This is a genomic window from Geodermatophilus sp. SMS 5-13, assembly GCF_059428245.1.
In genome coordinates this window covers 4,449,412-4,470,553 of sequence record NZ_CP165729.1, presented here as the reverse complement: position 1 = coordinate 4,470,553, position 21,142 = coordinate 4,449,412, and the positions used below count along the sequence as shown (strand labels likewise).

At 73.1% G+C, this 21,142-nt stretch carries 20 protein-coding genes and 3 tRNA genes; 19 read left to right on the top strand and 4 right to left on the bottom strand.

The genetic code is table 11. The features are described from left to right. Positions 1–133 precede the first annotated feature (133 nt). Genes serA through AB3388_RS21650 form a run of 3 tightly spaced genes read left to right on the top strand, consistent with a single transcriptional unit; the run spans position 134 to position 3,460 of the window. Positions 134–1,735 carry a phosphoglycerate dehydrogenase gene (gene serA, locus AB3388_RS21660; RefSeq protein ID WP_495407381.1) on the top strand — a complete coding sequence of 534 codons (1,602 nt, stop codon included), beginning with the start codon at positions 134–136 and terminating at the stop codon, positions 1,733–1,735. A gap of 16 nt (positions 1,736–1,751) precedes the next feature. Beyond that, entirely contained in the window at positions 1,752–2,774 is a 1,023-nt protein-coding gene (locus tag AB3388_RS21655; RefSeq protein WP_495407380.1) for a 3-isopropylmalate dehydrogenase, read from the top strand. Next, the gene (locus AB3388_RS21650) at positions 2,774–3,460 is read left to right on the top strand and encodes a maleylpyruvate isomerase N-terminal domain-containing protein (protein WP_495407379.1); all 687 of its coding nucleotides are present in this window, start codon (positions 2,774–2,776) and stop codon (positions 3,458–3,460) included. Before AB3388_RS21655 ends, AB3388_RS21650 begins: the two co-directional genes overlap by 1 nt. 91 nt (positions 3,461–3,551) lie before the next feature. Here the strand turns inward: AB3388_RS21650 and AB3388_RS21645 are convergent, their stop codons facing one another. Then, positions 3,552–3,986, bottom strand: coding sequence for a hypothetical protein (locus AB3388_RS21645; RefSeq protein WP_495407378.1), 435 nt, complete (start codon positions 3,984–3,986; stop codon positions 3,552–3,554). Between the two features lie 187 nt (positions 3,987–4,173). Here AB3388_RS21645 and cimA point away from each other — a divergent pair, with 187 nt between their 5' ends. Then, the gene (gene cimA, locus AB3388_RS21640) at positions 4,174–5,802 is read left to right on the top strand and encodes a citramalate synthase (protein ID WP_495407377.1); all 1,629 of its coding nucleotides are present in this window, start codon (positions 4,174–4,176) and stop codon (positions 5,800–5,802) included. A gap of 3 nt (positions 5,803–5,805) precedes the next feature. Here the strand turns inward: cimA and AB3388_RS21635 are convergent, their stop codons facing one another. Then, the gene (locus AB3388_RS21635) at positions 5,806–6,555 is read right to left on the bottom strand and encodes an IclR family transcriptional regulator (protein WP_495407376.1); all 750 of its coding nucleotides are present in this window, start codon (positions 6,553–6,555) and stop codon (positions 5,806–5,808) included. Between the two features lie 246 nt (positions 6,556–6,801). Here AB3388_RS21635 and AB3388_RS21630 point away from each other — a divergent pair, with 246 nt between their 5' ends. The 5 genes from AB3388_RS21630 to AB3388_RS21610 are packed head-to-tail and all read left to right on the top strand — an operon-like array spanning position 6,802 to position 11,947. Further along, positions 6,802–7,638, top strand: a complete 837-nt coding sequence (locus AB3388_RS21630; RefSeq protein WP_495407375.1) for an ABC transporter permease — start codon at positions 6,802–6,804, stop codon at positions 7,636–7,638. 30 nt (positions 7,639–7,668) lie between these two features. Further along, positions 7,669–8,424: an ABC transporter permease gene (locus AB3388_RS21625; RefSeq protein WP_495407374.1), complete on the top strand. Its 756-nt coding sequence runs from the start codon at positions 7,669–7,671 to the stop codon at positions 8,422–8,424. After that, complete coding sequence (locus AB3388_RS21620) at positions 8,421–9,284, top strand: ABC transporter ATP-binding protein (RefSeq protein ID WP_495407373.1); 864 nt, start codon at positions 8,421–8,423, stop codon at positions 9,282–9,284. Before AB3388_RS21625 ends, AB3388_RS21620 begins: the two co-directional genes overlap by 4 nt. Before the next feature lie 54 nt (positions 9,285–9,338). Next, a complete protein-coding gene (locus AB3388_RS21615) occupies positions 9,339–10,310 on the top strand; it encodes an ABC transporter substrate-binding protein (RefSeq protein WP_495407372.1) in 972 nt (323 codons plus the stop codon). Between the two features lie 11 nt (positions 10,311–10,321). Beyond that, positions 10,322–11,947: a thiamine pyrophosphate-dependent enzyme gene (locus AB3388_RS21610; protein ID WP_495407371.1), complete on the top strand. Its 1,626-nt coding sequence runs from the start codon at positions 10,322–10,324 to the stop codon at positions 11,945–11,947. On the opposite strand, the gene AB3388_RS21605 is transcribed toward AB3388_RS21610, so the two are convergent. Both AB3388_RS21605 and AB3388_RS21600 read right to left on the bottom strand, forming a co-directional pair. After that, complete coding sequence (locus AB3388_RS21605) at positions 11,937–12,323, bottom strand: VOC family protein (protein ID WP_495407370.1); 387 nt, start codon at positions 12,321–12,323, stop codon at positions 11,937–11,939. The two genes, AB3388_RS21610 and AB3388_RS21605, sit on opposite strands and share 11 nt — an antisense overlap. Before the next feature lie 9 nt (positions 12,324–12,332). After that, positions 12,333–12,662 carry a putative quinol monooxygenase gene (locus tag AB3388_RS21600; protein ID WP_495407369.1) on the bottom strand — a complete coding sequence of 110 codons (330 nt, stop codon included), beginning with the start codon at positions 12,660–12,662 and terminating at the stop codon, positions 12,333–12,335. A gap of 61 nt (positions 12,663–12,723) precedes the next feature. Between AB3388_RS21600 and AB3388_RS21595 the strand changes: the two genes are divergently transcribed. The 10 genes from AB3388_RS21595 (at position 12,724) to AB3388_RS21550 (ending at position 21,117) form a co-directional block, all read left to right on the top strand. Continuing rightward, the gene (locus AB3388_RS21595) at positions 12,724–13,536 is read left to right on the top strand and encodes a fumarylacetoacetate hydrolase family protein (protein WP_495407368.1); all 813 of its coding nucleotides are present in this window, start codon (positions 12,724–12,726) and stop codon (positions 13,534–13,536) included. Then, positions 13,533–14,999 carry a glutamate--tRNA ligase gene (gltX, locus tag AB3388_RS21590; RefSeq protein ID WP_495407367.1) on the top strand — a complete coding sequence of 489 codons (1,467 nt, stop codon included), beginning with the start codon at positions 13,533–13,535 and terminating at the stop codon, positions 14,997–14,999. Before AB3388_RS21595 ends, gltX begins: the two co-directional genes overlap by 4 nt. An 11-nt stretch (positions 15,000–15,010) precedes the next feature. Beyond that, positions 15,011–16,279: a CPBP family intramembrane glutamic endopeptidase gene (locus tag AB3388_RS21585; RefSeq protein WP_495407366.1), complete on the top strand. Its 1,269-nt coding sequence runs from the start codon at positions 15,011–15,013 to the stop codon at positions 16,277–16,279. 62 nt (positions 16,280–16,341) lie between these two features. Then, positions 16,342–16,413: transfer RNA gene (locus AB3388_RS21580), tRNA-Gln, on the top strand. 33 nt (positions 16,414–16,446) lie between these two features. Further along, a tRNA-Glu gene (locus tag AB3388_RS21575) sits at positions 16,447–16,519 on the top strand. Between the two features lie 106 nt (positions 16,520–16,625). Then, a tRNA-Glu gene (locus AB3388_RS21570) sits at positions 16,626–16,698 on the top strand. A gap of 146 nt (positions 16,699–16,844) precedes the next feature. Then, entirely contained in the window at positions 16,845–17,927 is a 1,083-nt protein-coding gene (gene galT, locus AB3388_RS21565; protein ID WP_495407365.1) for a galactose-1-phosphate uridylyltransferase, read from the top strand. Continuing rightward, positions 17,924–19,096 carry a galactokinase gene (galK, locus tag AB3388_RS21560; protein WP_495407364.1) on the top strand — a complete coding sequence of 391 codons (1,173 nt, stop codon included), beginning with the start codon at positions 17,924–17,926 and terminating at the stop codon, positions 19,094–19,096. Before galT ends, galK begins: the two co-directional genes overlap by 4 nt. Positions 19,097–19,127: 31 nt before the next feature. Continuing rightward, positions 19,128–20,807, top strand: a complete 1,680-nt coding sequence (locus AB3388_RS21555) for a sodium:solute symporter family protein (protein ID WP_495407363.1) — start codon at positions 19,128–19,130, stop codon at positions 20,805–20,807. A 10-nt stretch (positions 20,808–20,817) separates the two neighbouring features. Further along, entirely contained in the window at positions 20,818–21,117 is a 300-nt protein-coding gene (locus AB3388_RS21550; RefSeq protein ID WP_495407362.1) for a hypothetical protein, read from the top strand. Positions 21,118–21,142: the final 25 nt, after the last annotated feature.

Below are 21,142 nucleotides of genomic sequence, written 5' to 3'. Positions count from 1 at the left end.
GGCGATGCCGACTTCTCCGGCGCCAGGATGTCCGTCCGGTGATCCTCAGGGCAAGCAGCGTCCCCGGGACGGGTGGTGTCGCTCCAGGGACCGGCTGACGCCGGCCCGGCCTGCGCTCCTAGGCTGTCCTGCCGTGACCACGACCGCGCCCGTCGTCCTGATCGCCGAAGAACTGGCCCCGAGCGTCCTGGAGGTGCTCGGCGGGGACGTCGAGATCCGGCACGTCGACGGCGCCGACCGTGCCGCCCTGCTGCCGGCCCTGGCCGACGCCGCGGCCGTGATGATCCGCAGCGCGACGCAGATCGACGCGGAGGCCCTGGCCGCCGCCCCCAACCTCAAGGTCGTCGCCCGCGCCGGCATCGGCCTGGACAACGTCGACGTCAACGCCGCCACCGCGCGCGGTGTCATGGTGGTCAACGCCCCGACGTCGAACATCGTCAGCGCCGCCGAGCACGCCGTCGCGCTGCTGCTGGCCGCCGCGCGGCACATCCCGGCCGCCGACGCGTCGCTGCGCGAGGGGCAGTGGAAGCGGTCGAAGTTCACCGGCGTCGAGGTCACCGAGAAGACCGTCGGCGTGGTCGGGCTGGGGCGCATCGGCGTCCTCGTCGCCCAGCGCCTGGCCGCCTTCGGCGTCGAGCTGATCGCCTACGACCCCTACATCCAGCCCGGCCGGGCCGCGCAGCTCGGCGCGCGGCTGGTCTCGCTGGAGGAGCTGCTCCGCGAGTCGGACTTCATCACCATCCACCTGCCCAAGACGCCGGAGACCGTCGGCCTGATCGGCGCCGCGGAGCTCGCCCTCACCAAGCCCGGCGTGATCATCGTCAACGCCGCCCGCGGCGGGCTGGTCGACGAGGCGGCCCTGGCCGACGCGCTGAAGTCCGGCCACGTCGGCGCGGCCGGCATCGACGTCTACGCCACGGAGCCGTGCACCGACAGCGCCCTGTTCGAGCTGCCCAACACGGTGGTCACCCCGCACCTCGGGGCCTCCACCACCGAGGCGCAGGACAAGGCGGGGACGGCGGTGGCCCGCTCGGTGCGCCTGGCGCTGGAGGGCGAGTTCGTCCCCGACGCGGTCAACGTGCAGGCCGGGGGCGTGGTGGCCGAGGACGTGCGCCCGGGGCTGCCGCTGGCGGAGAAGCTCGGCCGGTTGTTCACCGCGGTCGCCGGCGGGCTCGCCCAGTCGCTCACCGTGGAGGTGCGCGGCAAGCTGGCCGAGTTCGACGACTCGGTCATGCAGCTCGCCGTCCTCAAGGGCGTCTTCTCCGACGTCGTCGAGGAGCAGGTGACCTATGTCAACGCCCCGCTGCTGGCCCAGCAGCGCGGGCTGGAGGTGGCACTGTCGAGCGATCTCGAGAGCCCCACCTACCGCAACCTGGTCACCGTCCGCGGGGCGATGGCCGACGGAACGCAGCTCGCCGTCTCGGGCACGCTGTACGGCAAGAACCAGGTGCCGCGGCTGACCGAGGTCGCCGGCTTCGAGATCGACCTCGAGGCGTCGGGCTACCTGTTGTTCTTCACCTACACCGACCGGCCCGGCGTGGTCGGCACGGTGGGTGCCGCGCTGGGCGAGGCGGGCGTCAACATCGCCGGTGCGCAGGTCAGCCGGACGACGCGCGGCGGCGAGGCGCTCATGGCGGTCACCGTCGACAACCCGGTGAGCACCGAACTGCTCGAGGACATCGCCGGGCGGATCGGGGCGCGCGAGGCACGTGCCGCAGATCTCAACAACGCCTGACCTAGGGTTCCCTGTCATGCGCCTGGCAGTGATCCCTGGAGACGGCATCGGGCCCGAGGTGGTGGCCGAGGGCCTCAAGGTCCTCACGGAGGTCGCCCCCGACGTCGAGACGACGCAGTACGACCTCGGCGCGGCCCGATGGCAGCGCACCGGCGAGCTGCTGCCGGACACCGTGCTCGGCGAGCTGCGCCAGCACGACGCGATCCTGCTCGGCGCCGTCGGCGACCCCGGGGTGCCCAGCGGCATCCTCGAGCGCGGCCTGCTGCTGCGGCTGCGCTTCGAGCTCGACCACCACGTCAACCTCCGCCCCGCGAAGCTGTTCGACGGCGTGCAGAGCCCGCTGGCCGACCCCGGGCCGATCGACATCCTCTGCATCCGCGAGGGCACCGAGGGGCCCTACGTCGGCAACGGCGGCGTGCTGCGCAAGGACACCCCGCACGAGATCGCCACCGAGGTCAGCCTCAACACCGCCTACGGCGTGGAGCGGGTGGCGCGCTACGCCTTCGAGCGGGCGATGCTGCGGCCGCGGCGGCACCTCACGCTGATCCACAAGACCAACGTGCTGACCCACGCGGGCGGCCTGTGGTCGCGCACGGTCGAGGAGCTGGCCGCGGAGTTCCCCGACGTCACCGTCGCCTACCAGCACGTGGACGCCGCGTCGATGTTCTTCCTGACCGACCCGGGGCGCTTCGACGTCATCGTCACCGACAACCTCTTCGGCGACATCATCACCGACATCGCCGCCGCGGCGACCGGTGGTATCGGGCTCGCGGCCAGCGGCAACCTCGACGTCTCCGGCACCAACCCGAGCATGTTCGAGCCGGTGCACGGCTCCGCGCCGGACATCGCCGGGCAGGGGCTCGCCGACCCGACCGCCACGGTGCTCTCGATCGGCCTGCTGCTCGACCACCTCGGTCGTGCCGACCAGGCGAAGAAGGTCAACGCGGCGGTCGCCTTCGACCTGTCCACGCGCGACCCGCAGGGGCCGGTCCGGACGGCGGAGGTCGGCGACCGGCTGGCCGCGCTCGCCGGCGGCTGATGAAGGACCCCGCTGCCCCCCACCGCTCGCACGCTCGCGGCGGGCCCCTGCAGCAGGGTCGCTCCAGCACGTCACCGTTCCCCTGGGAGGAGTCCCGGCGGGCGTTCGCCGACGCCGCCGGCTGGTTCGTGCGCACTGCCGGGCTCGTCGGCGACCGCTGGGCCGAGCCGGGCCTGGGGGAGTGGGACGTCCGTGCGCTGGTCGGCCACACCAGCCGCTCGTTCCTGACGGTCGAGGAGTACCTGGCCCGGCCGGCGGCGGCCGTCGAGGTCGCCTCGGCGGCGGACTACTACGGCGCGATCCGCGGGATGACCGACGGGCCGGCGGTCGCCCAGCGGGGGCGTGACGCCGGTGCCGCGCTCGGCGACGACCCGGCGGCCGCGGTGGCGGAGATCGCCGCCCGTGTCGTGCCGTTCGTGGCGGCTTGCACCGGCGACGAGCTGCCGACCACGCTCGCGGGCGGCATGCGGCTGGCCGACTACCTGCCCACGCGCACGTTCGAGCTCGTCGTCCACACGTGCGACCTGGCTCTGGCGCTCGGCGAGCCGATGGACGTACCGCCGGCGGCTGCCGCCCAGGCCCTGGCCCTGGTTTCGGAACTCGCGGTCACCAACGGCCTCGCCGGACCGCTGCTGCTCGGGGCCACCGGCCGACCGGCGCTCCCGGAGGGCTTCTCCGTCCTCTGACCGCGCCCGCCACGATCAGCTCAGCTCACCGCAGCGCGTCCTGGCTCACGTCCCACCGTGAGCCAGGACGACCTGGGATCAGCTGACCTGATCATGGCGCGGCCTCCACCAGCAGGGCGCCCACCGGAACCGGCAGGGCGGCCCGCGCCGTCAGCTCCTCCGGGGCCGGCCACTCCGGGCGGACGGTGCAGCCGGCCGGCGACGCCTCGATCACCACCACCGGCCGCCACTCCCAGCCGCGCTGCGGCTCCCGAGCGGCGAGCACGCCGGCCGGCAGCGTCGCGGGCAGCCGGCACCACCACCGCCGGTCCAGGCTCGGCAACCCGCGCTCGGCCAGCACGACGAGCGCAGACCCGCGGTCCTGGGCGGGCCCCAGCGCAGACCCGACCAGCGAGGTCGGGACGACGCGGCCGTCGCCGTCGGGCACGAGGTAGCCGACGTGCTCGGCGTCGGACGGGCGGGTGACCGGGGTCCAGGAGGTCGGGATCACCGCAGAGGAGTAGCAGGCGCACCGCAGGTCGCTCACCCGGTTTTCCGGACCGCGCGCACCCACGGCGGTCCGGGCCGTGCTTTACTCGTCGGCGATGACCGCCGTCCGCTCGATCATTATCGCCTAGCGCGCAGTCCGTTCCCGACTGCGCGCAGACCTCCCGTACCCGGGGGGTCTTTTTGTTTGCCGGGAACATCTCGCCCACCAGCACCCAGGGGATCCCATGTCGACCGACCTCGACCCGACGACCTCCGTGGAAGCCGCCCGCGACTTCCACGTCTTCGACACCACCCTGCGCGACGGCGCCCAGCGCGAGGGCGTCAGCTACTCGGTAGCCGACAAGCTCGCCGTCGCCCGGCTGCTGGACGAGATCGGTGTCGGCTTCATCGAGGGCGGCTGGCCCGGCGCACTGCCGAAGGACACCGAGTTCTTCGCCCGCGCCCGCACCGAGCTCAAGCTGCGGCACGCCCAGCTGGTCGCGTTCGGCGCCACCCGCAAGGCCGGCGTCCGCGTGGAGGACGACCCGCAGGTGAAGGCGCTGCTGGACGCCGAGACGCCGGTCGTGTGCCTGGTCGCCAAGTCCGACGTCCGGCACGTGCGCGAGGCCCTGCGGACGACGCTCGAGGAGAACCTCGCGATGGTCGCCGACACCGTCGCGTTCTTCGTCGGCCACGGCCGGCGGGTGTTCCTCGACTGCGAGCACTTCTTCGACGGCTACAAGGCCGACCGCGACTACGGCGTGCGCGTCCTGGAGGCCGCGTTCGGCGCCGGCGCCGAGGTCGGCGTCATGTGCGACACCAACGGCGGCATGCTGCCGATGGAGCTGGGCCGGATCGTGGCCGACGTCCGCTCCCGGGTCGGCGGCAAGCTCGGCATCCACTGCCAGGACGACACCGGCTGCGCCGTCGCCAACAGCCTGGCCGCCGTCGAGTCCGGGGTCACGCACGTCCAGGGGACGGCGAACGGCTACGGCGAGCGCGCCGGCAACGCCGACACGTTCTCCCTCATCGGCAACCTGGTGACCAAGCTGGGCCTGCCGGTGGTGCCCGCCGAGTGCCTGCCCGAGCTGCAGCGGGTCAGCCACGCGATCGCCGAGCTGGCCAACATCGCCCCGAACGACCACCAGCCCTTCGTCGGCACCTCGGCCTTCGCGCACAAGGCCGGCCTGCACGCCAGCGCCATCAAGGTCCGCCCGGAGCTCTACAACCACCTCGATCCGGCCGTCGTCGGCAACGACATGCGCATCCTGGTCACCGAGATGGCCGGCCGCGCCTCGGTCGAGCTCAAGGGCCGCGAGCTCGGCGTCGACCTCGACGGGCACGCCGACGTCATCGGGAAGGTCGTCGACCAGGTCAAGGTCCTCGAGGCCGACGGCTGGTCGTTCGAGGCGGCCGACGCCTCCTTCGAGCTGCTCCTGCGCGCCGCCCTGCCCGAGGCCCCCGACCCGCTGTTCGAGCTGGAGAGCTACAAGACCTCGGTCGAGCACTGGGGCAACGGCGTCGTCGTCAGCGAGGCGACGGTGAAGGTGCACGTCGACGGCGAGCGGATCATCAGCACCGCCGAGGGCAACGGCCCTGTCAACGCCCTGGACAACGCGCTGCGCCAGGCCCTGGTCAACCGCTACCCGCAGCTGGGCGGCGTCTCGCTGGCCGACTACAAGGTCCGCATCCTGGGCTGGAAGAGCGGCACCGGCGCCACCACGAGGGTGCTCATCGACACCACGGACGGCGTGGGGGAGTGGACCACCGTCGGCGTCCACTCGAACATCGTCGAGGCCTCCTGGCACGCCCTCGTCGACGCGCTGACCTACGCCGTCCGCCACCGCTCGCCGGTGGTCAGCCCGCAGGGCTGAGAGCTACGCGGTCCCGCGCCGGAGGTCGTCCTCGATCTCCCTGACCGTCGCCAGCAGCGGCGGCAGGAGATCGGACCGGATGGCCTCCGGCGTGCTGCGCCGCGCGGACGCCGACATGTTCATCGCCGCGACCACCTGCCCGTCGCGGTCGTGGACCGGGACGGCGATCGAGCGCAGCCCCTCCTCGAGCTCCTGGTCGACCAGGGCCCAGCCGGCCACGGCCACCTCGGCGAGGACGTCACGCAGCCCCGCCGGGTCGGTCACCGTGAACGGGGTCAGCGGCTCGAGCCGGACGGCGGCCAGGTAGGCCTCCCGGGCGTCCTCGGGCAGCGCGGCGAGCAGGACGCGGCCCATCGACGTGGCGTAGGCCGGGAAGCGGGTCCCCACGCTGATCGCCACGGTCATGATCCGCACGGTCGGAACGCGCGCGATGTAGACGATGTCCCCGGCGTCGAGCACCGAGATGGAGCAGGACTCGTGCACCGTCGCGGTCAGCGCCTCCATGTGCGGCTGGGCGACGTCGGGCAGCGTCAGGCTCGAGAGGTAGGCGTAGCCCAGCTCGAGCACGCGGGGCCGCAGCGAGAACAGCCGCCCGTCGGTGCGCACGTAGCCCAGTTCGGCCAGCGTGAGCAGGAAGCGGCGGGCGGCCGCGCGGGTCAGCCCGGTCTGTCGCGCGACGTCGCTCAGAGTCAGCCGCGGATGGCTGCGGTCGAACGCGCGGATCACCGCGAGCCCGCGCTCCAGGGACTGCACGAACGCCGTCCTGCGCTCCCCGGCTTCGTCAGGTGACGGTTGGGTATCGGACGTTGACGTGACGGTGGTCACACTCATACGTTCCCCATGCGTTCTCTTCGTGAACGGCTGTGCGCGATGCGCACATCGATTGTCACCATCCGGACCGGCTCCGTCCGGGGACGACTCCGACATGCAGAGAGACCTCAGCCAGTTCCGTCGCTCCCGCGTGGCCGGCCGCCGTCCCGTCCCCGAGGGGGGACGGCGATGACGGCCAGCGACGCCGCCACGGCCCGCGCGGGCGTCGTGCCCGCTCGGCGTCGCCGTGACCTGTCCGGCTCGCTGCTCGGCCTGCTGGGCCTGGTGATCTTCGCGCTGGTGCTGGAACTGCTGCCGCGCAGCGGCCTGGTCTCGGAGGAGTTCTTCCCGCCCTTCAGCGAGATGGTCTCGACGCTCGTGGGCCAGTTCGGCGAGGCGTCGTTCTGGCAGGCGACCTGGGACACGGTCCGCACCTGGGGGGTCGGCCTGGCCATCGCCCTGGTCGCGGGCATCGGGCTGGGGCTGCTGCTGGGGTCGGTGGAGGTGCTGCGCCGGTTGACCGCCTCGACGATCGAGTTCCTGCGGCCGGTGCCGTCGGTGGCGCTGATCCCGCTGGCGGTGCTGATCTTCGGGATCCGGGACATCTCATCCACGGTGATGCTGGTGGTCTACGCCGCCTTCTGGCAGGTGCTGATCCAGGTGATCTACGGCGTGCACGACGTGGACCCGGTGGCGCGGGAGACCGCCCGCTCCTACCGGCTGGGTTCGGTGGCGCGGCTGCGGTGGCTGGTCTGGCCGACCGCGCTGCCCTACGTGATGACCGGCGTGCGACTCGGGGCGGCGGTGGCGCTGATCCTGGCGGTGACCGGCGAGCTGATCATCGGCGGCGGCGTGGGGCTCGGCGCGGCGATCGCCAACGCGCAGTCCTCCGGCGCCGTCCCGCTGGTGTACGCGCTGGTGATCTTCACCGGCCTGCTCGGCGTGGTCGTGAACCTGGGCGCCCGGTTCCTGGAGCGGCGGGTGCTGGCCTGGCACACCTCGGTGCGCGCGGACCTGGCGGGCTGAGCGATGGGGTCCCGCTGGGCGAAGTCGGCGGTGTACGCGCTCGCTCTGCCGGTCGTGCTGCTGGTGGGCTGGTGGGTGCTCTCCGCGGACAGCCAGACCTACTACTGGCCGCCGCTGTCGACCATCCTCGGCCGGTTCCCGGACGTGTGGTTCGGTGCGCGGATCGGCGACGACGTCCTGCCCAGCGTCGGGCGGCTGTTGCTCGGCTACGCCGGTGCCGTCGTCCTCGGTATCGGGCTGGGCGTGCTGCTGGGCGGCAACCGGACGCTGCGGCGGACCACCGAGCCGGTGCTGGAGTTCTTCCGGGCGATCCCGCCTCCGGTGCTCATCCCCATCCTGTTCCTCTTCGCCGGGATCGGTACCACCGCCAAGATCATCGTGATCATCTCCGGGGCCGTCTGGCCGGTGCTGCTCAACACCGTGGAGGGCGTGCGCGCGGTGGACGAGGTGCTCTCCGACACCTCCCGCTCCTACCGGATCACCGGCCTCGCCCGGCTGCGGTACCTGGTGCTGCCGGCCGCCTCGCCGCAGATCGTCGCCGGCATGCGGCAGGCGCTGAGCATCTCGATCATCCTGATGGTCATCTCGGAGATGTTCGCCTCGTCCAACGGGCTGGGGTTCGCGATCGTGCAGTTCCAGCGCAGCTTCGCCATCCCGGAGATGTGGACCGGGATCCTGCTGCTGGGCCTGCTCGGCGTGGCGCTCTCGCTGATCTTCGCCCTGTTCGAGCGGCGCACCCTGCGCTGGTACCGCGGCCTGCGCGCCGCGCAACGAGGAGAGAGATGAGCTCACCGGCCGGCGCGCTGCTCGAGGTGGCGGGCGTGCAGAAGATCTACACCGGCGCCGGGCGCACGGTGGAGGCGGTGCGGGATCTGACCTTCGCGGTCGGCGACGGGGAGCTGGTATGCATCGTCGGCCCGTCCGGGGCCGGGAAGACGACGCTGCTGAAGATCATCGCCGGGCTGCTCGCCCCGACGAAGGGCAGCGTGACCCTGGCCGGGCAGACGGTGACCAGGCCGCCGGAGTCCATGGCCGTCGTCTTCCAGGAGTACGGCCGCTCGCTGTTCCCGTGGCTGACCGTGGTCGGCAACGTCGAGCTGCCGCTGAAGCAGAAGAAACTGTCCAGGGGCGAGCGCCGCCGCCTCGTCGCCGACGCGCTGGAGGCGGTCGGGCTGGCCGAGGCGCACGGCGCCTACCCGTGGCAGCTCTCCGGCGGCATGCAGCAGCGCGTGGCGATCGCCCGCGCGGTGGCCTACCAGCCGCGGGTGCTGCTGATGGACGAGCCGTTCGCCGCCGTCGACGCCCAGACCCGCGCCGACCTCGAGGACCTCATCCGCAACCTCTGGCACCGGCTGGGCGTCACGATCCTGTTCGTCACCCACGACATCGACGAATCGGTCTACCTCGGCCAGCGCGTCCTGGTCCTGTCCTCCTCCCCGACGGTGGTGATGGAGGACCTGACCATCGACCTGCCCGACGCGCGCAACCAGCTCGAGACCCGCTCCTCGCGGCACTTCGCCGAACTGCGCGCGCACGTCTACGAGCAGATCCAGCTCGCCAAGCACCGCCGCGGCGGCGGCCCCGCCGCGACCCCCGACGCCGGGGCCTACGACGCCTCGGAGCCCGCGGCCGGCCCGGGGAGATGAGCGCCGCCGGCCGACCGGCCCGTCCCGCACACCCGACACCGGCAAGGAGCCACCATGCGTCGTCTGCTGACCCCGATCGCCGTCCTGGCGCTCCTGACCACCGCCGCCTGCGGTTCGGGTGACGGCGGCGGTGGCTCGTCCTCGGGTGAGGGCGGCGGCACCACGGCGCTCACCGTCGGGGTCATCCCGATCGTCGACGTCGCGCCCATCTACCTCGGCAAGGAGCAGGGCTTCTTCGAGGACCACGACATCGACCTGACGCTGGTCCAGGAGTCCGGCGGCGCGGCCGCGGTGCCCGGTGTCGTCGCCGGCGACTTCGAGTTCTCCTTCGGCAACGTCACCTCGATCCTGCTCGCCGCGTCCCAGAGCATCCCGCTGCGCATCGTCGCCGAGGGCAACTCGTCGACCGGCGACCCGGAGACCGACTTCTCCTACGTCGTCGTCCCGCCGGACAGCCCGATCCAGACCGCGGCCGACCTGGCCGGCAAGACGGTGTCGGTGAACAACCTCAAGAACATCGGCGAGGTGACCATCCGCAAGGTGGTGGAGGACGCCGGCGGCGACCCCGACAGCGTCAACTTCGTCGAGCTGGCCTTCCCCGACATGCCCGCCGCCGTGCTGAACGGCGACGTCGACGCCGCCTGGGTGGTCGAGCCGTTCGTCACCGCGGCGACCTCGCAGGGCGCCCGCAAGGTCGTGGCCAACTTCGCCGAGGCGGTCGACGACCTGACGGTGGCCACGTACTTCACCACCGAGCAGTACATCCAGCAGAACCCGGACGTCGTCGACAATTTCCAGGCCGCGATCCAGGAGTCGCTCAAGTACGCCAACGACAACCCCGACGAGGTCCGCCGCATCGTCACGACCTACACGCAGATCGCCCCCGAGGTCGCCGACCAGATCGCGCTGCCGGCGTTCCCGCAGGACGTGAACGTGGACTCGCTGGAGACGGTGGCCGACCTGATGACGCAGTACGGCATCACCGAGGACACCGTCGACGTCTCGTCGCTGCTCGCGACGGACTGACGACGCGGCCCATGACCGACCCCTCGACAGGGACGGCGCGGACCGTCCGGGACGCCACGCTGGAGGAGTGCCGGCGGCTCGGCCTGACGACGATCTTCGCCAACCCCGGCTCGACCGAGGTGCCCCTGCTCGCCGGGCTGCCGGAGGACATCCGGTTCGTCCTGGCCCTGCACGAGGGGTCGGTCGTGGGCGTCGCGACCGGCTGGGCGATCGCGAACGAGCGCCCGGCCCTGGTCAACCTGCACACGACCGCGGGGCTGGGGAACGCGGTCGGGGCGCTGGCCACCGCCCGGGTCAACCGCGCGCCGCTGGTCGTGCTGGTCGGCCAGCAGGACCGCCGGCACCTGGCCCTCGAGCCGTTCCTCACCGGCCGGCTCGAGGGTCTGGCCGGCGACTACCCGGTGTGGGTCGACCAGCCCCTGACCGCCCAGGACGTGCCCGGTGCCATCGGGCGCGCCTACCAGGAGGCGCTCACGCACCGCGGCCCGGCGCTGGTGCTCGTCCCGATGGACGACTGGGCGCAGCCCCTGACCGCCGGCGGCCCGCCGGCCGCACCGCGCGCGGTCCGGCGTCCGGCCGGCGTCGACGAGGCGACCGTCACCGAGGTCGCCGACCTGCTCGACGGCGCGCGGGCGCCGCTGCTCGTCGTGGGAGCCGGCGCCGACACGGCCGGCACCCGGGCGGCGCTGGTCGCGCTCGCCGAGCGGCTCGACGCGCCGGTGCGGCAGGAGGCCTTCGGGGCCCGCGCCGGCTTTCCGCAGGACCACCCGCACTACGCCGGCCTGCTGCCCGCCGGCCGCGGCCGGCTGCGGGGGGTGCTGGCGCCGCACGACGTCGTCCTCGTGGTGGGCGCGCCGGTCTTCCGGCAGTACCCGTACGAGCCCGGGCCGTTCGCCGAGGACGGCGTCCGGATCGTCCAGGTCAGCCAGGACCCCGCCGAGGTGCACCGCAGCCCGGCCGACCTGGCGGTGCTCACCGATCCGCGGGTGTTCTGCGCCGCGCTCGCCGAGCGGGTGACGCCGCGCGCGCCCTCCGGCCGGCCCCCGCGGGTGGTGCCGCGGATCCCGCAGCCCGGGCCGGGCGAGCCGCTGCGGGCGCCGCACGTGTACGCGCTGCTCGCCGAGCGCACCGACCGCGACACGGTGATCGTCGAGGAGACGCCGTCCACCCGGCAGGCGCTGGAGGAGACGGTGCCGGCCCGCGAGCCGCTGGGCTTCCTGTCCGCCGCGATGGGCGGGCTGGGCTTCGGCCTGCCGGCCGCGATCGGCGTGCGGATGGCGCAGCCGAACCGGCCGGTCGTCGCGGTCCTCGGCGACGGCTCGTCGCTGTACGCCGTCCAGGCGCTGTGGACGGCGGCGAACTACGGCGTCGGCACGCTGTTCGTCGTCCTCGCCAACGGGGGCTACGCGATCATGGACAAGCTGGCCGAGCGCACCGGCCAGAAGGCGCCGTGGCCGGGCTTCCCCGAGGTGCGGCTCTCCGCCCTCGCCGCCGCGCTGGGCTGCCCGGCCCGCCGGATCGCCACCTACGACGAGCTGCTGGAGGCCCTGGACGACGTCCTGCCCCGGCTGCGCACGATGGACGCCCCGCTGCTGCTGGACGTCGAGGTCACGCCGGAGCGCGAGTTCAACCCGTGACCGGCTCGACCCGGCTGCGCAGCAGGCAGAAGGCGTTGCCCTCCGGGTCGGCCAGCACGTGCCAGGACTCCTCGCCGGTCTGGCCCACGTCGGCCGGGGTGGCGCCCAGCTCCAGCAGCCGGGCCAGCTCGGCGTCCTGGTCGCGGTCGGTGGCGGAGACGTCGATGTGCAGCCGCGCCTTGCCCGGCGCCGGGTCGGGTACCGGCGCGAACACGAGCGTGGGCGCCGCCCCGCCGAAGCCGGCCTCCGGGCCGATCTCGACGGCGCCGTCCTCGTCGCGGGACAGGACGCGGTAGCCGAGCACCGCGGCCCACCAGGCGGCCAGCGCGTCGGCGTCGCGGCAGTCGACCACCAGCTCGGTGAACCGGCAGGCCACGCGCGGCCCTCAGCCGCGCGGCCGGATCTCGCCCATGGGCCCCCAGCCGCTGAGGTCGGGGACGTCCGCGTAGATGATCTGCGGCTGCGCGGCCACGAGGTCGGGGGCCTCGTCGACGAACCGCTTGAAGTGGTCGGTCCCGGTGTGCGCGGCCCCGGCGGCGGCGTCCCGGAAGCCCTCCACGCACACGAACGTGTCGGGCTCGTCCAGGCTGCGCGACCACTCGAAGAAGAGGCTGCCCTCCTCGGCGTTCACCGCGCGGGCGTAGTCGCCGGCCAGCGCCGTCCACTCACCGGCGCGCTCTGGCCGGACGGGGAACTTGACCACGATGAGGATCATGGGCCGACCGTAGCCCGGAGCGGGCCGGGGCTTCCACCGCTGGCCGACTAGCCTCGACGCCGTGCGCATCGTCCGCTTCGCGAGCCCTCAGGGCATGTCCTTCGGCGTCCTCGACGGGGACGGCCACGTCGCCCAGATCGAGGGTCACCCGTTCGGCCAGATCTCCTTCACCGGCGCCCGCCACGCCCAGGCCGACGTCCGGCTGCTCTCGCCGATCCTGCCGAGCAAGGTCGTGGCCGTCGGCAAGAACTACGCCGAGCACGTCAAGGAGATGAACACCGGCGACGCGCCCAAGGAGCCGCTGCTGTTCCTCAAGCCGTCGACCTCGGTGATCGGCCCCGGCGACGCCATCCGCATCCCGCCGGGCAGCACCAACGTCCACCACGAGGCCGAGCTCGCCGTCGTCATCGGCGCCCGCGGCGCCCGGCACGTCCGCCCGGACCAGGTGGCGGCCAGCATCTTCGGCTACACGATCGCCAACGACGTCACCGAGCGGGACATGCAGAAGAGCGACGGGCAGTGGACCCGCGCCAAGGGCTTCGACTCGTTCTGCCCGATCGGCCCGTGGATCGAGACCGACCTCGCCGGCCTGGGCAAGGACCCGGCGGACCTCGAGGTCACCTGCACCGTGGACGACGAGCTGCGCCAGTCCGGCCGCACCAGCCAGCTGCTCTTCGACGTCCCGACGCTGATCTCCTACATCTCCGACGTCATGACGCTGCTGCCGGGCGACGTCGTCCTCACCGGCACGCCGAGCGGCGTCGGGCCGATCAAGGCCGGCCAGCGGGTGGACGTGACGATCGAGGGGCTGGGCACCCTGTCCAACCCGGTGTCGGACGCCGACCGCGTCTCCACCGCCGGCGGGGCCCGATGAGCGTCACCCGGTTCTGCCCGTCCCCGACGGGCCTGGTGCACGTCGGCGCCATGCGGACGGCGCTGTTCAACTGGGCGCACGCGCGGCACACCGGCGGCACGTTCGTCTTCCGGATCGAGGACACCGACGCCGCCCGCGACACCGAGGAGTCCTACCGGCACCTGCTCGAGTGCATGCGCTGGCTCGGGCTGGAGTGGGACGAGGGCCCCGAGGTCGGGGGACCGCACGGGCCCTACCGGCAGTCCGAGCGGCACGAGATCTACCGCGACGTCGCCGCCAAGCTGCTCGAGGCCGGGCACGCCTACGAGTCCTTCTCCACCAACGAGGAGGTCGACGCCCGCCGCCTGGCCGCCGGCCAGGACCCCAAGCTCGGCTACGACAACGCCGACCGCTATCTCACCGACGCCCAGAAGCAGGCCTTCCGGGACGAGGGCCGGCTGCCGGTGCTCCGGCTGGCGATGCCCGACACCGACATCACCTGGACCGACCTGGTCCGCGGCGACATCTCCTTCGCCGCCGGATCGATCCCCGACTTCGTGCTGCTGCGCGGCAACGGCGTGCCGCTCTACCCCTTCACCAACCCGGTCGACGACGCGCTGATGGGCGTCACCGACGTGCTGCGCGGCGAGGACCTGCTGCCCTCCACCCCGCGGCAGATCGCGCTGTACCAGGCGCTCACGGACGTCGGCGTCGCCAAGGGGACGCCGCGGTTCGGGCACCTGCCGCTGGTCTTCGGCGAGGGCAACAAGAAGCTGTCCAAGCGCGACCCGCAGTCCAACTTCGACGTCTACCGCGACCGCGGCTTCCTGCCCGAGGGGCTGATCAACTACCTCGCGCTGCTCGGCTGGGCGATCGCCGACGACCGCGACGTGTTCTCGCCCACCGAGATGGTCGAGGCCTTCGACGTCACCCGGGTCAGCGCCAACCCGGCGCGGTTCGACCTGAAGAAGGCCGAGGCGATCAACGCCACGCACCTGCGCGCGCTGCCGCTGGGGGAGTTCGTCGAGCGGGTGATCCCGTTCCTGGCCGCGGCCGGGCTGGTCGCCGAGCCGCCGACGGAGGAGCAGCGCCGGGTGCTCGAGGCGATCGCCCCGCTCGCCCAGGAGCGCATGGTGGTGCTCTCCGACGCCGTCGGGCTGCTCTCCTTCCTGTTCACCGAGGACGTCGAGATCGACCCCGCGGCCGCCGACAAGCAGCTCGCCGGGAACGGCGCGGGGGAGGTGCTGGACGCGGCCTCGGCGGCGCTGGCCGGCCTGGACAGCTGGACCACCGAGGCGATCGAGGAGGCGCTGAAGACGGCGCTGGTCGACGGCCTCGGCCGCAAGCCCCGGCAGGCCTTCGGGCCGGTGCGGGTCGCGGTCAGCGGACGGACGGTCTCCCCGCCGCTGTACGAGTCGATCGAGCTGCTCGGCCGTGAGCGGACCCTCGCCCGCCTGGACCGGGCCCGCCGGCTGGCCGGCTGAGCGGGCCGCGGATGACCGCCCCGGAGCACGAGCCCTACGCGGGACCGCCGCCGACCGGGCCGTACGGCGCACCGCCCGTCGTCCCCGGCGCGGTCCGGGCGCCCTGGACGGGCGGCTACCCGGCACCGCCGGGACCGTGGCCGCAGCCGCCCTGGGGCACCGCGCCCTGGGGCACCGCGCCCTGGGGCACCGCGCCGTGGCCGGCCGCGCCGTATCCCGGGGCGCCGTGGGGGCAGGCCGTCGCGCCGTGGCCGCCCGGGCCCCCGATCCGCTGGCAGCCGCCCCCGGGCACGCCGCCGCACGACGTGCCCCGGCCGTTCCTGCAGGTCATGCGCTCGCGGGACTGGCGCTGGTGGCGCCCGCTGCTCGGGCTGGTGCTGTTCGGCGTCGTCTTCTCGGTGGCCGACGTCATCGTCGTCCTGGTGGCCCTGCTGACCGCCGTCGGGCCGGATCTGGCGCTGCAGAACCTCACCGACCCGGTCACCCTGCTGGTCACCAACCTGACGCTGATCGTGGCCATCCCGACCGTCTGGCTGGCCTGGGCGGTCGCGCACGGGATGCGGATCGGCTGGTCGTCGTCCGTGCTGGCCCGGCTGCGACGGCGGCTGTTCCTGCCGCTGACCCTGCGGGCGCTGGCCACCCTCGGCGTGGGGCTCGCCCTCACCGTGGGCATCTCCGTGGCCTTCGATCCGGCCGCGGTCACCGGGCCGATCCCTGGCTACGGCTGGCTGCTCCTGGTCGTGTTTCTCACCACACCGCTGCAGTCGGCTGCGGAGGAGTACCTCTTCCGCGGCTACCTCAGCCAGGCGATCGCCGGCTGGATCCGCGCCCCCCGGGCGGGGGCGGTCGTGGCCGCGGTGCTCACCGCCGCGCTGTTCTCCCTGGCGCACATCCCACCGGACGTCGTGACCTTCCTGGACCGGTTCTTCTTCGGTCTCGCCGCCTCCGCGGTGGTGTGGCTGACCGGGGGGCTGGAGGCGGCCATCGTGCTGCACGCGGTCAACAATGTGCTGGTCTTCGTCCTGGCGGGCGCACTCGGCGAGGCCGTCGCGACCGAGGACGTCTCCGGTCCCGGCGTGCTGGCGGTGCTCGTGGACCTGCTCGCCATGGGCGCCTACGTGGCCGCCGTCGGCCTCGTCCGGCGGCGGCTGGAGCCCGAGACGGTCACTGCCGCGCTGGACCTGCGCCCGCCCGCGCCGGCGGTCGCGGGGCCGGGTCCGAACGGGCCCGCGGCCCCGGCGCCGGGGCAGCCGCAGCCCGCCACGCCCTGGGGGCGGTGACCGCCTCTCCGGAACCGTCAGGTATGGTCTCTTCCTGGCGCCGCGAGGTGCCGCGCCACCCTTGGGGTATGGGGTAATTGGCAGCCCGACGGATTCTGGCTCCGTTAGTCTAGGTTCGAGTCCTGGTACCCCAGCGAGGAAGCCTGGTTCCTCTTGCAGTACCGCACGGCCCCGTCGTCTAGCGGCCCAGGACGCCGCCCTCTCACGGCGGTAGCGAGGGTTCGAATCCCTTCGGGGCTACGCACCGCGAGCGCCCCCGGCCCACCCGGCCGGGGGCGCTCGTGCGTTCGGGGCACGGCCCGGTGGCACCGGCCGGCCCCGGGCGTGGCAGGATCGGTGCTGCCGCGGCCCCGTCGTCTAGCGGCCCAGGACGCCGCCCTCTCAAGGCGGTAGCGGGGGTTCGAATCCCCTCGGGGCTACGTCTGTGCGAGGAGCTCCCGGCCACCGGCCGGGAGCTCCTCGGCGTTCGGGGGCGCTCCCCACCCCGAGTGGCCCATGATCCGAACGCGGGGATAGCGTTCTGTGGGCCGAGACCCGGCCCCCTGGACGCGGAGGTCGGTCAGCGGTGATCCGGACGAGTCGTCGGCTGGCCGACGGCCGGGAGATTCTCTACTACGACGAGGACGGGTCCCCCGGGACCCGTGATGCGGTCGACACCCGCGACCTCCCGCCGGTCAGCACCCGCTCGCAGCTGCGCTACGACGCCCTGCTCGGCGAGTGGGTCGCCATCGCCTCGCACCGGCAGTCGCGCACGTTCCTGCCGCCGGCCGACGAGTGCCCGCTCGACCCGTCGCGGCCGGGGCGGCCGACCGAGATCCCGGAGAGCGACTACCAGGTCGTCGTCTTCGAGAACCGGTTCCCGTCGCTGGCGACCGGCGTCGACCGCGACGTGCCGCCGACCGCACCCGGCGCCCCGCTGGCCGAGCTGCGCCCCGGCTTCGGCCGCTGCGAGGTCGTCTGCTTCACCGACGCGCACGACCGCGTCTTCGCCGAGCTCGGCCCCGGGCGGGCCCGCCTGGTGGTCGACGCCTGGGCCGACCGGACCGAGGCCCTCTCCGCCGTCGACGGCGTCGAGTACGTCTTCCCGTTCGAGAACCACGGCGAGGAGATCGGGGTGACCCTCTCCCACCCGCACGGGCAGATCTACGCCTACCCGTACCTGCCGCCCCGCGCGGCGAAGATCCTCGACTCCGTCCGGCGGGCGGACGGCGACCTGTTCGCCGAGGTGGTGGAGAGCGAGCGCAAGGGCCCGCGGGTGGTCTGCGAGAACGAGCTCTGGACGGCGTTCGTCCCCGCCGCGGCGCGCTGGCCGTACGAGGTGCACTTCTTCCCGACCCGGCGGGTGCCCGACCTGCCGGCGCTCGACGACGCCCAGCGGGACGCCTTCGTCGAGGTCTACCTCGACGTGCTCGGCCGCTTCGCGCGCCGGTTCGACACCCCGATGCCCTACATCGCCGCCTGGAACCAGGCGCCGGTGCGCGAGGGCCGTGACGAGTGGTGGCTGCACCTGCAGCTGTTCTCGATCCGGCGGGCCCCCGGCAAGCTCAAGTACCTGGCCGGCTCGGAGTCGGGGATGGGTGCGTTCATCACGGACACCAACCCGGAGGACGTCGCCGAGCAGCTGCGTGCCGTGGTCGTGGGCGCGTGAGCGACGCGCAGGCGGCGAAGACCGCCCGCGAGGCGTTCACCGCACGGTTCGGCACCGAGCCCGCCGGCGTGTGGGCGGCGCCCGGCCGGGTCAACGTGATCGGCGAGCACACCGACTACAACGGCGGCTTCGTGCTGCCGATGGCGCTGCCGCACTCGACGCGCGCGGCGGTCGGCCCGCGGACCGACGGCGCGGTCGCGTTCGCCTCGCTGCAGCAGCCCGAGGACGTCGTCGTCGTGCCGGTCGCCGCTCTGGAGCCCGGCCGGCCCGCCGGCTGGGCCGGCTACCCCGCCGGGGTCGTGCACGAGCTGCGCGAGGCGGTGGCTGGGGGCGGCGGGCTCTCGGTGCTCGTCGACAGCGACGTCCCCGCCGGCGCGGGTCTGTCGTCGTCGGCCGCCCTCGAGTGCGCCGTCGCCCTCGCCGTGCGGGACCTGTGCGCGCCCCAACTGAGCGCGGCCGACCTGGTCGACGTCGCCCGGCGGGCCGAGAACGACTTCGTCGGGGCACCCACCGGGATCCTCGACCAGTCGGCGTCGATGCTCTGCACGGCGGGGCACGCGCTGTTCCTCGACACCCGCGACCGCAGCAGCGAGCAGGTGCCCTTCGACCTGGCCGCCGCCGGGCTGGCGCTCCTGGTCGTCGACACCGGCCAGACCCACGAGCACGCCGGCGGCGGGTACGGCGACCGTCGCCGCGAGTGCGAGGAGGCGGCCGCCCGCCTCGGGGTCGGACTGCTGCGCGAGGTCCCCGACGTCGCCGCGCTCGCCGTCCTGGCCGACGGCACCCCCGGCGGCGCGGTGCTCCAGCGGCGGGCCCGGCACATCGTGACCGAGAACGCCCGGGTGCTGGAGGCTGTCGCGGCGCTGCGGGGTAAGGAGGACGTCCGGGCGATCGGGCCGGTGCTCACGGCCGGCCACCTCTCCCTGCGCGACGACTTCGAGATCTCGACGCCGCTGCTGGACGCGGTGGTCGAGGCCTCGACCGCCGCCGGGGCGTACGGCGCCCGCATGGTCGGCGGCGGTTTCGGGGGGAGCGCGATCGCGCTGGTCGACGCCGACCGGGTGGATGCGGTGGTCGCGGCCGTCACCGAGAGGTTCGACCGCGAGGGGGCGCCGCCGCCCCGCACGTTCGTCGCCGTCCCCTCGGAAGGGGCCCGGCGCATCGCGTGAATCCCGCGTCCGCGGGAGGAAGAAGGCCTTCGTGGACCTCAGACTCGACGCCTCGTTCGTCGACTACGCGCTGGTCGTCGTGTACTTCGCCGTCGTCCTCGGCATCGGGTTCGCCGCCCGGCGCCGGGTGTCCGACAGCCTCGACTTCTTCCTGTCCGGCCGGTCCCTGCCGGCCTGGATCACCGGACTGGCCTTCATCTCGGCCAACCTCGGCGCCGTCGAGATCGTCGGCATGTCCGCCAACGGCGCCCAGTACGGCATGCCGACCTTCCACTACTACTGGGTCGGCGCCATCCCGGCGATGCTCTTCCTCGGCATCGTGATGATGCCCTTCTACTACGGCTCCAAGGTCCGCAGCGTCCCGGAGTTCATGCGCCGCCGCTTCGGCACCGGAGCGCACCTGGTGAACGCGATCAGCTTCGCCGTCGCCCAGGTGCTCATCGCGGGCATCAACCTGTACCTGCTGGCCAGCATCGTGAACGCGCTGCTCGGCTGGCCGCTGTGGGTCTCGCTGATCGTCGCCGCGGCGATCGTGCTCAGCTACATCACCCTCGGCGGGCTCTCCGCGGCGATCTACAACGAGGTGCTGCAGTTCTTCGTGATCGTCGCCGCGCTGCTGCCGCTCACCCTCATCGGCCTCAACCGGGTCGGCGGCATCGGCGGCCTGGTCGACAAGATGACCGCTGCGGGCAACGCGGACGAGCTCTCCTCCTGGCCCGGGACCAACCTCACCGGCTTCACCAGCTCCTTCTGGTCGGTCATCGGCATCGTGTTCGGCCTGGGCTTCGTGCTCTCCTTCGGCTACTGGACGACGAACTTCGTCGAGGTGCAGCGGGCGTTCGCGACCAAGTCGATGTCCGCGGCCCGCGCCACCCCGGTCGTCGGCTCGTTCCCGAAGATGTTCATCCCGTTCATCGTCGTGATCCCGGGGATGATCGCCGGCGTCCTGGTGCCCGCCGTCGCCCAGGCGAAGGAGAGCGGCGACGCGAGCTTCGACTACAACAACTCGATCCTGTTCCTGATCCAGGACACGCTGCCCAACGGGCTGCTGGGTGTGGCGCTGGCCGGCCTGCTGGCGGCGTTCATGGCCGGCATGGCGGCCAACATCTCGGCCTTCAACACCGTGTTCAGCTACGACATCTGGCAGCAGTACGTGAAGAAGGACCGGCCGGACGGCTACTACCTGCGGATCGGGCGGCTGGCCACGGTCGCCGCCACGGTCATCGCCATCGGGACCGCGCTGATCGCCGCGGGCTACAGCAACCTGATGGACTACCTGCAGTTGCTCTTCGGCTTCTTCAACGCGCCGCTGTTCGCGACGTTCATCCTCGGCATGTTCTGGAAGCGGATGACCGCGACCGCGGGCTGGGCGGGCCTGGTCTCCGGCACGGTCGCCGCCGTCCTGGTCGCGGTGCTCAGCGAGGACGCCCTCGGGACGGCGTCGCTGGGCGTGCTCCCGCTGTCCGGCCAGGGGGCGAGCTTCGTCGCCGCCGGTGTGGCGTTCGTCGTGGACATCGTCGTGAGCGTCGTCGTCACCCAGGTGACCCGCCCGAGGCCGGCGGCCGAACTCGTCGGCCTCGTCTACTCCGAGACGCCCAAGGAGCAGCGCACCGACCCCGACGCGTCCCGGCTGCCCTGGTACCAGTCCCCGACCAAGCTGGCCGGCATCTCGCTGGTCCTGGTCATCGCCCTGAACCTGATCTTCCGCTGAGGAGCGCGCGATGAGCACCCCCACCTCCCGGGACGGCGGCCGCAAGCACACCGCCGGCGCCTACGACGTGCGCACCTTCATCGCCGGCCTGATCGGTCTCTACGGCGTCGTGCTGGTCCTCATGGGCCTGTTCGCGGACCCCGAGCCCGACAAGACCGGCGGCGTCAACGCCAACCTCTGGTCCGGCCTCGTGATGGTGGCCGTCGCGATCGCCTTCGCGGTGTGGACCCGGCTGCGCCCGGTCGTCGTCGACGAGCAGGCCGTCGCCGAGGCGCGGGAGAGCACGGACGAGGACCGCCCCGCCCATTAGGGACTTTTTCGGGCTCAAGTCCCGG

Coding starts and splice junctions, on each gene's coding strand:
- AB3388_RS21655 (WP_495407380.1), top strand. CDS start 1,752: ATGCGCCTGGCAGTGATCCCTGGAGACGGCATCGGGCCCGAGGTGGTG.
- AB3388_RS21650 (WP_495407379.1), top strand. CDS start 2,774: ATGAAGGACCCCGCTGCCCCCCACCGCTCGCACGCTCGCGGCGGGCCC.
- cimA (WP_495407377.1), top strand. CDS start 4,174: ATGTCGACCGACCTCGACCCGACGACCTCCGTGGAAGCCGCCCGCGAC.
- AB3388_RS21630 (WP_495407375.1), top strand. CDS start 6,802: ATGACGGCCAGCGACGCCGCCACGGCCCGCGCGGGCGTCGTGCCCGCT.
- AB3388_RS21620 (WP_495407373.1), top strand. CDS start 8,421: ATGAGCTCACCGGCCGGCGCGCTGCTCGAGGTGGCGGGCGTGCAGAAG.
- AB3388_RS21615 (WP_495407372.1), top strand. CDS start 9,339: ATGCGTCGTCTGCTGACCCCGATCGCCGTCCTGGCGCTCCTGACCACC.
- AB3388_RS21610 (WP_495407371.1), top strand. CDS start 10,322: ATGACCGACCCCTCGACAGGGACGGCGCGGACCGTCCGGGACGCCACG.
- AB3388_RS21600 (WP_495407369.1), bottom strand. CDS start 12,662: ATGATCCTCATCGTGGTCAAGTTCCCCGTCCGGCCAGAGCGCGCCGGT.
- gltX (WP_495407367.1), top strand. CDS start 13,533: ATGAGCGTCACCCGGTTCTGCCCGTCCCCGACGGGCCTGGTGCACGTC.
- AB3388_RS21585 (WP_495407366.1), top strand. CDS start 15,011: ATGACCGCCCCGGAGCACGAGCCCTACGCGGGACCGCCGCCGACCGGG.
- AB3388_RS21550 (WP_495407362.1), top strand. CDS start 20,818: ATGAGCACCCCCACCTCCCGGGACGGCGGCCGCAAGCACACCGCCGGC.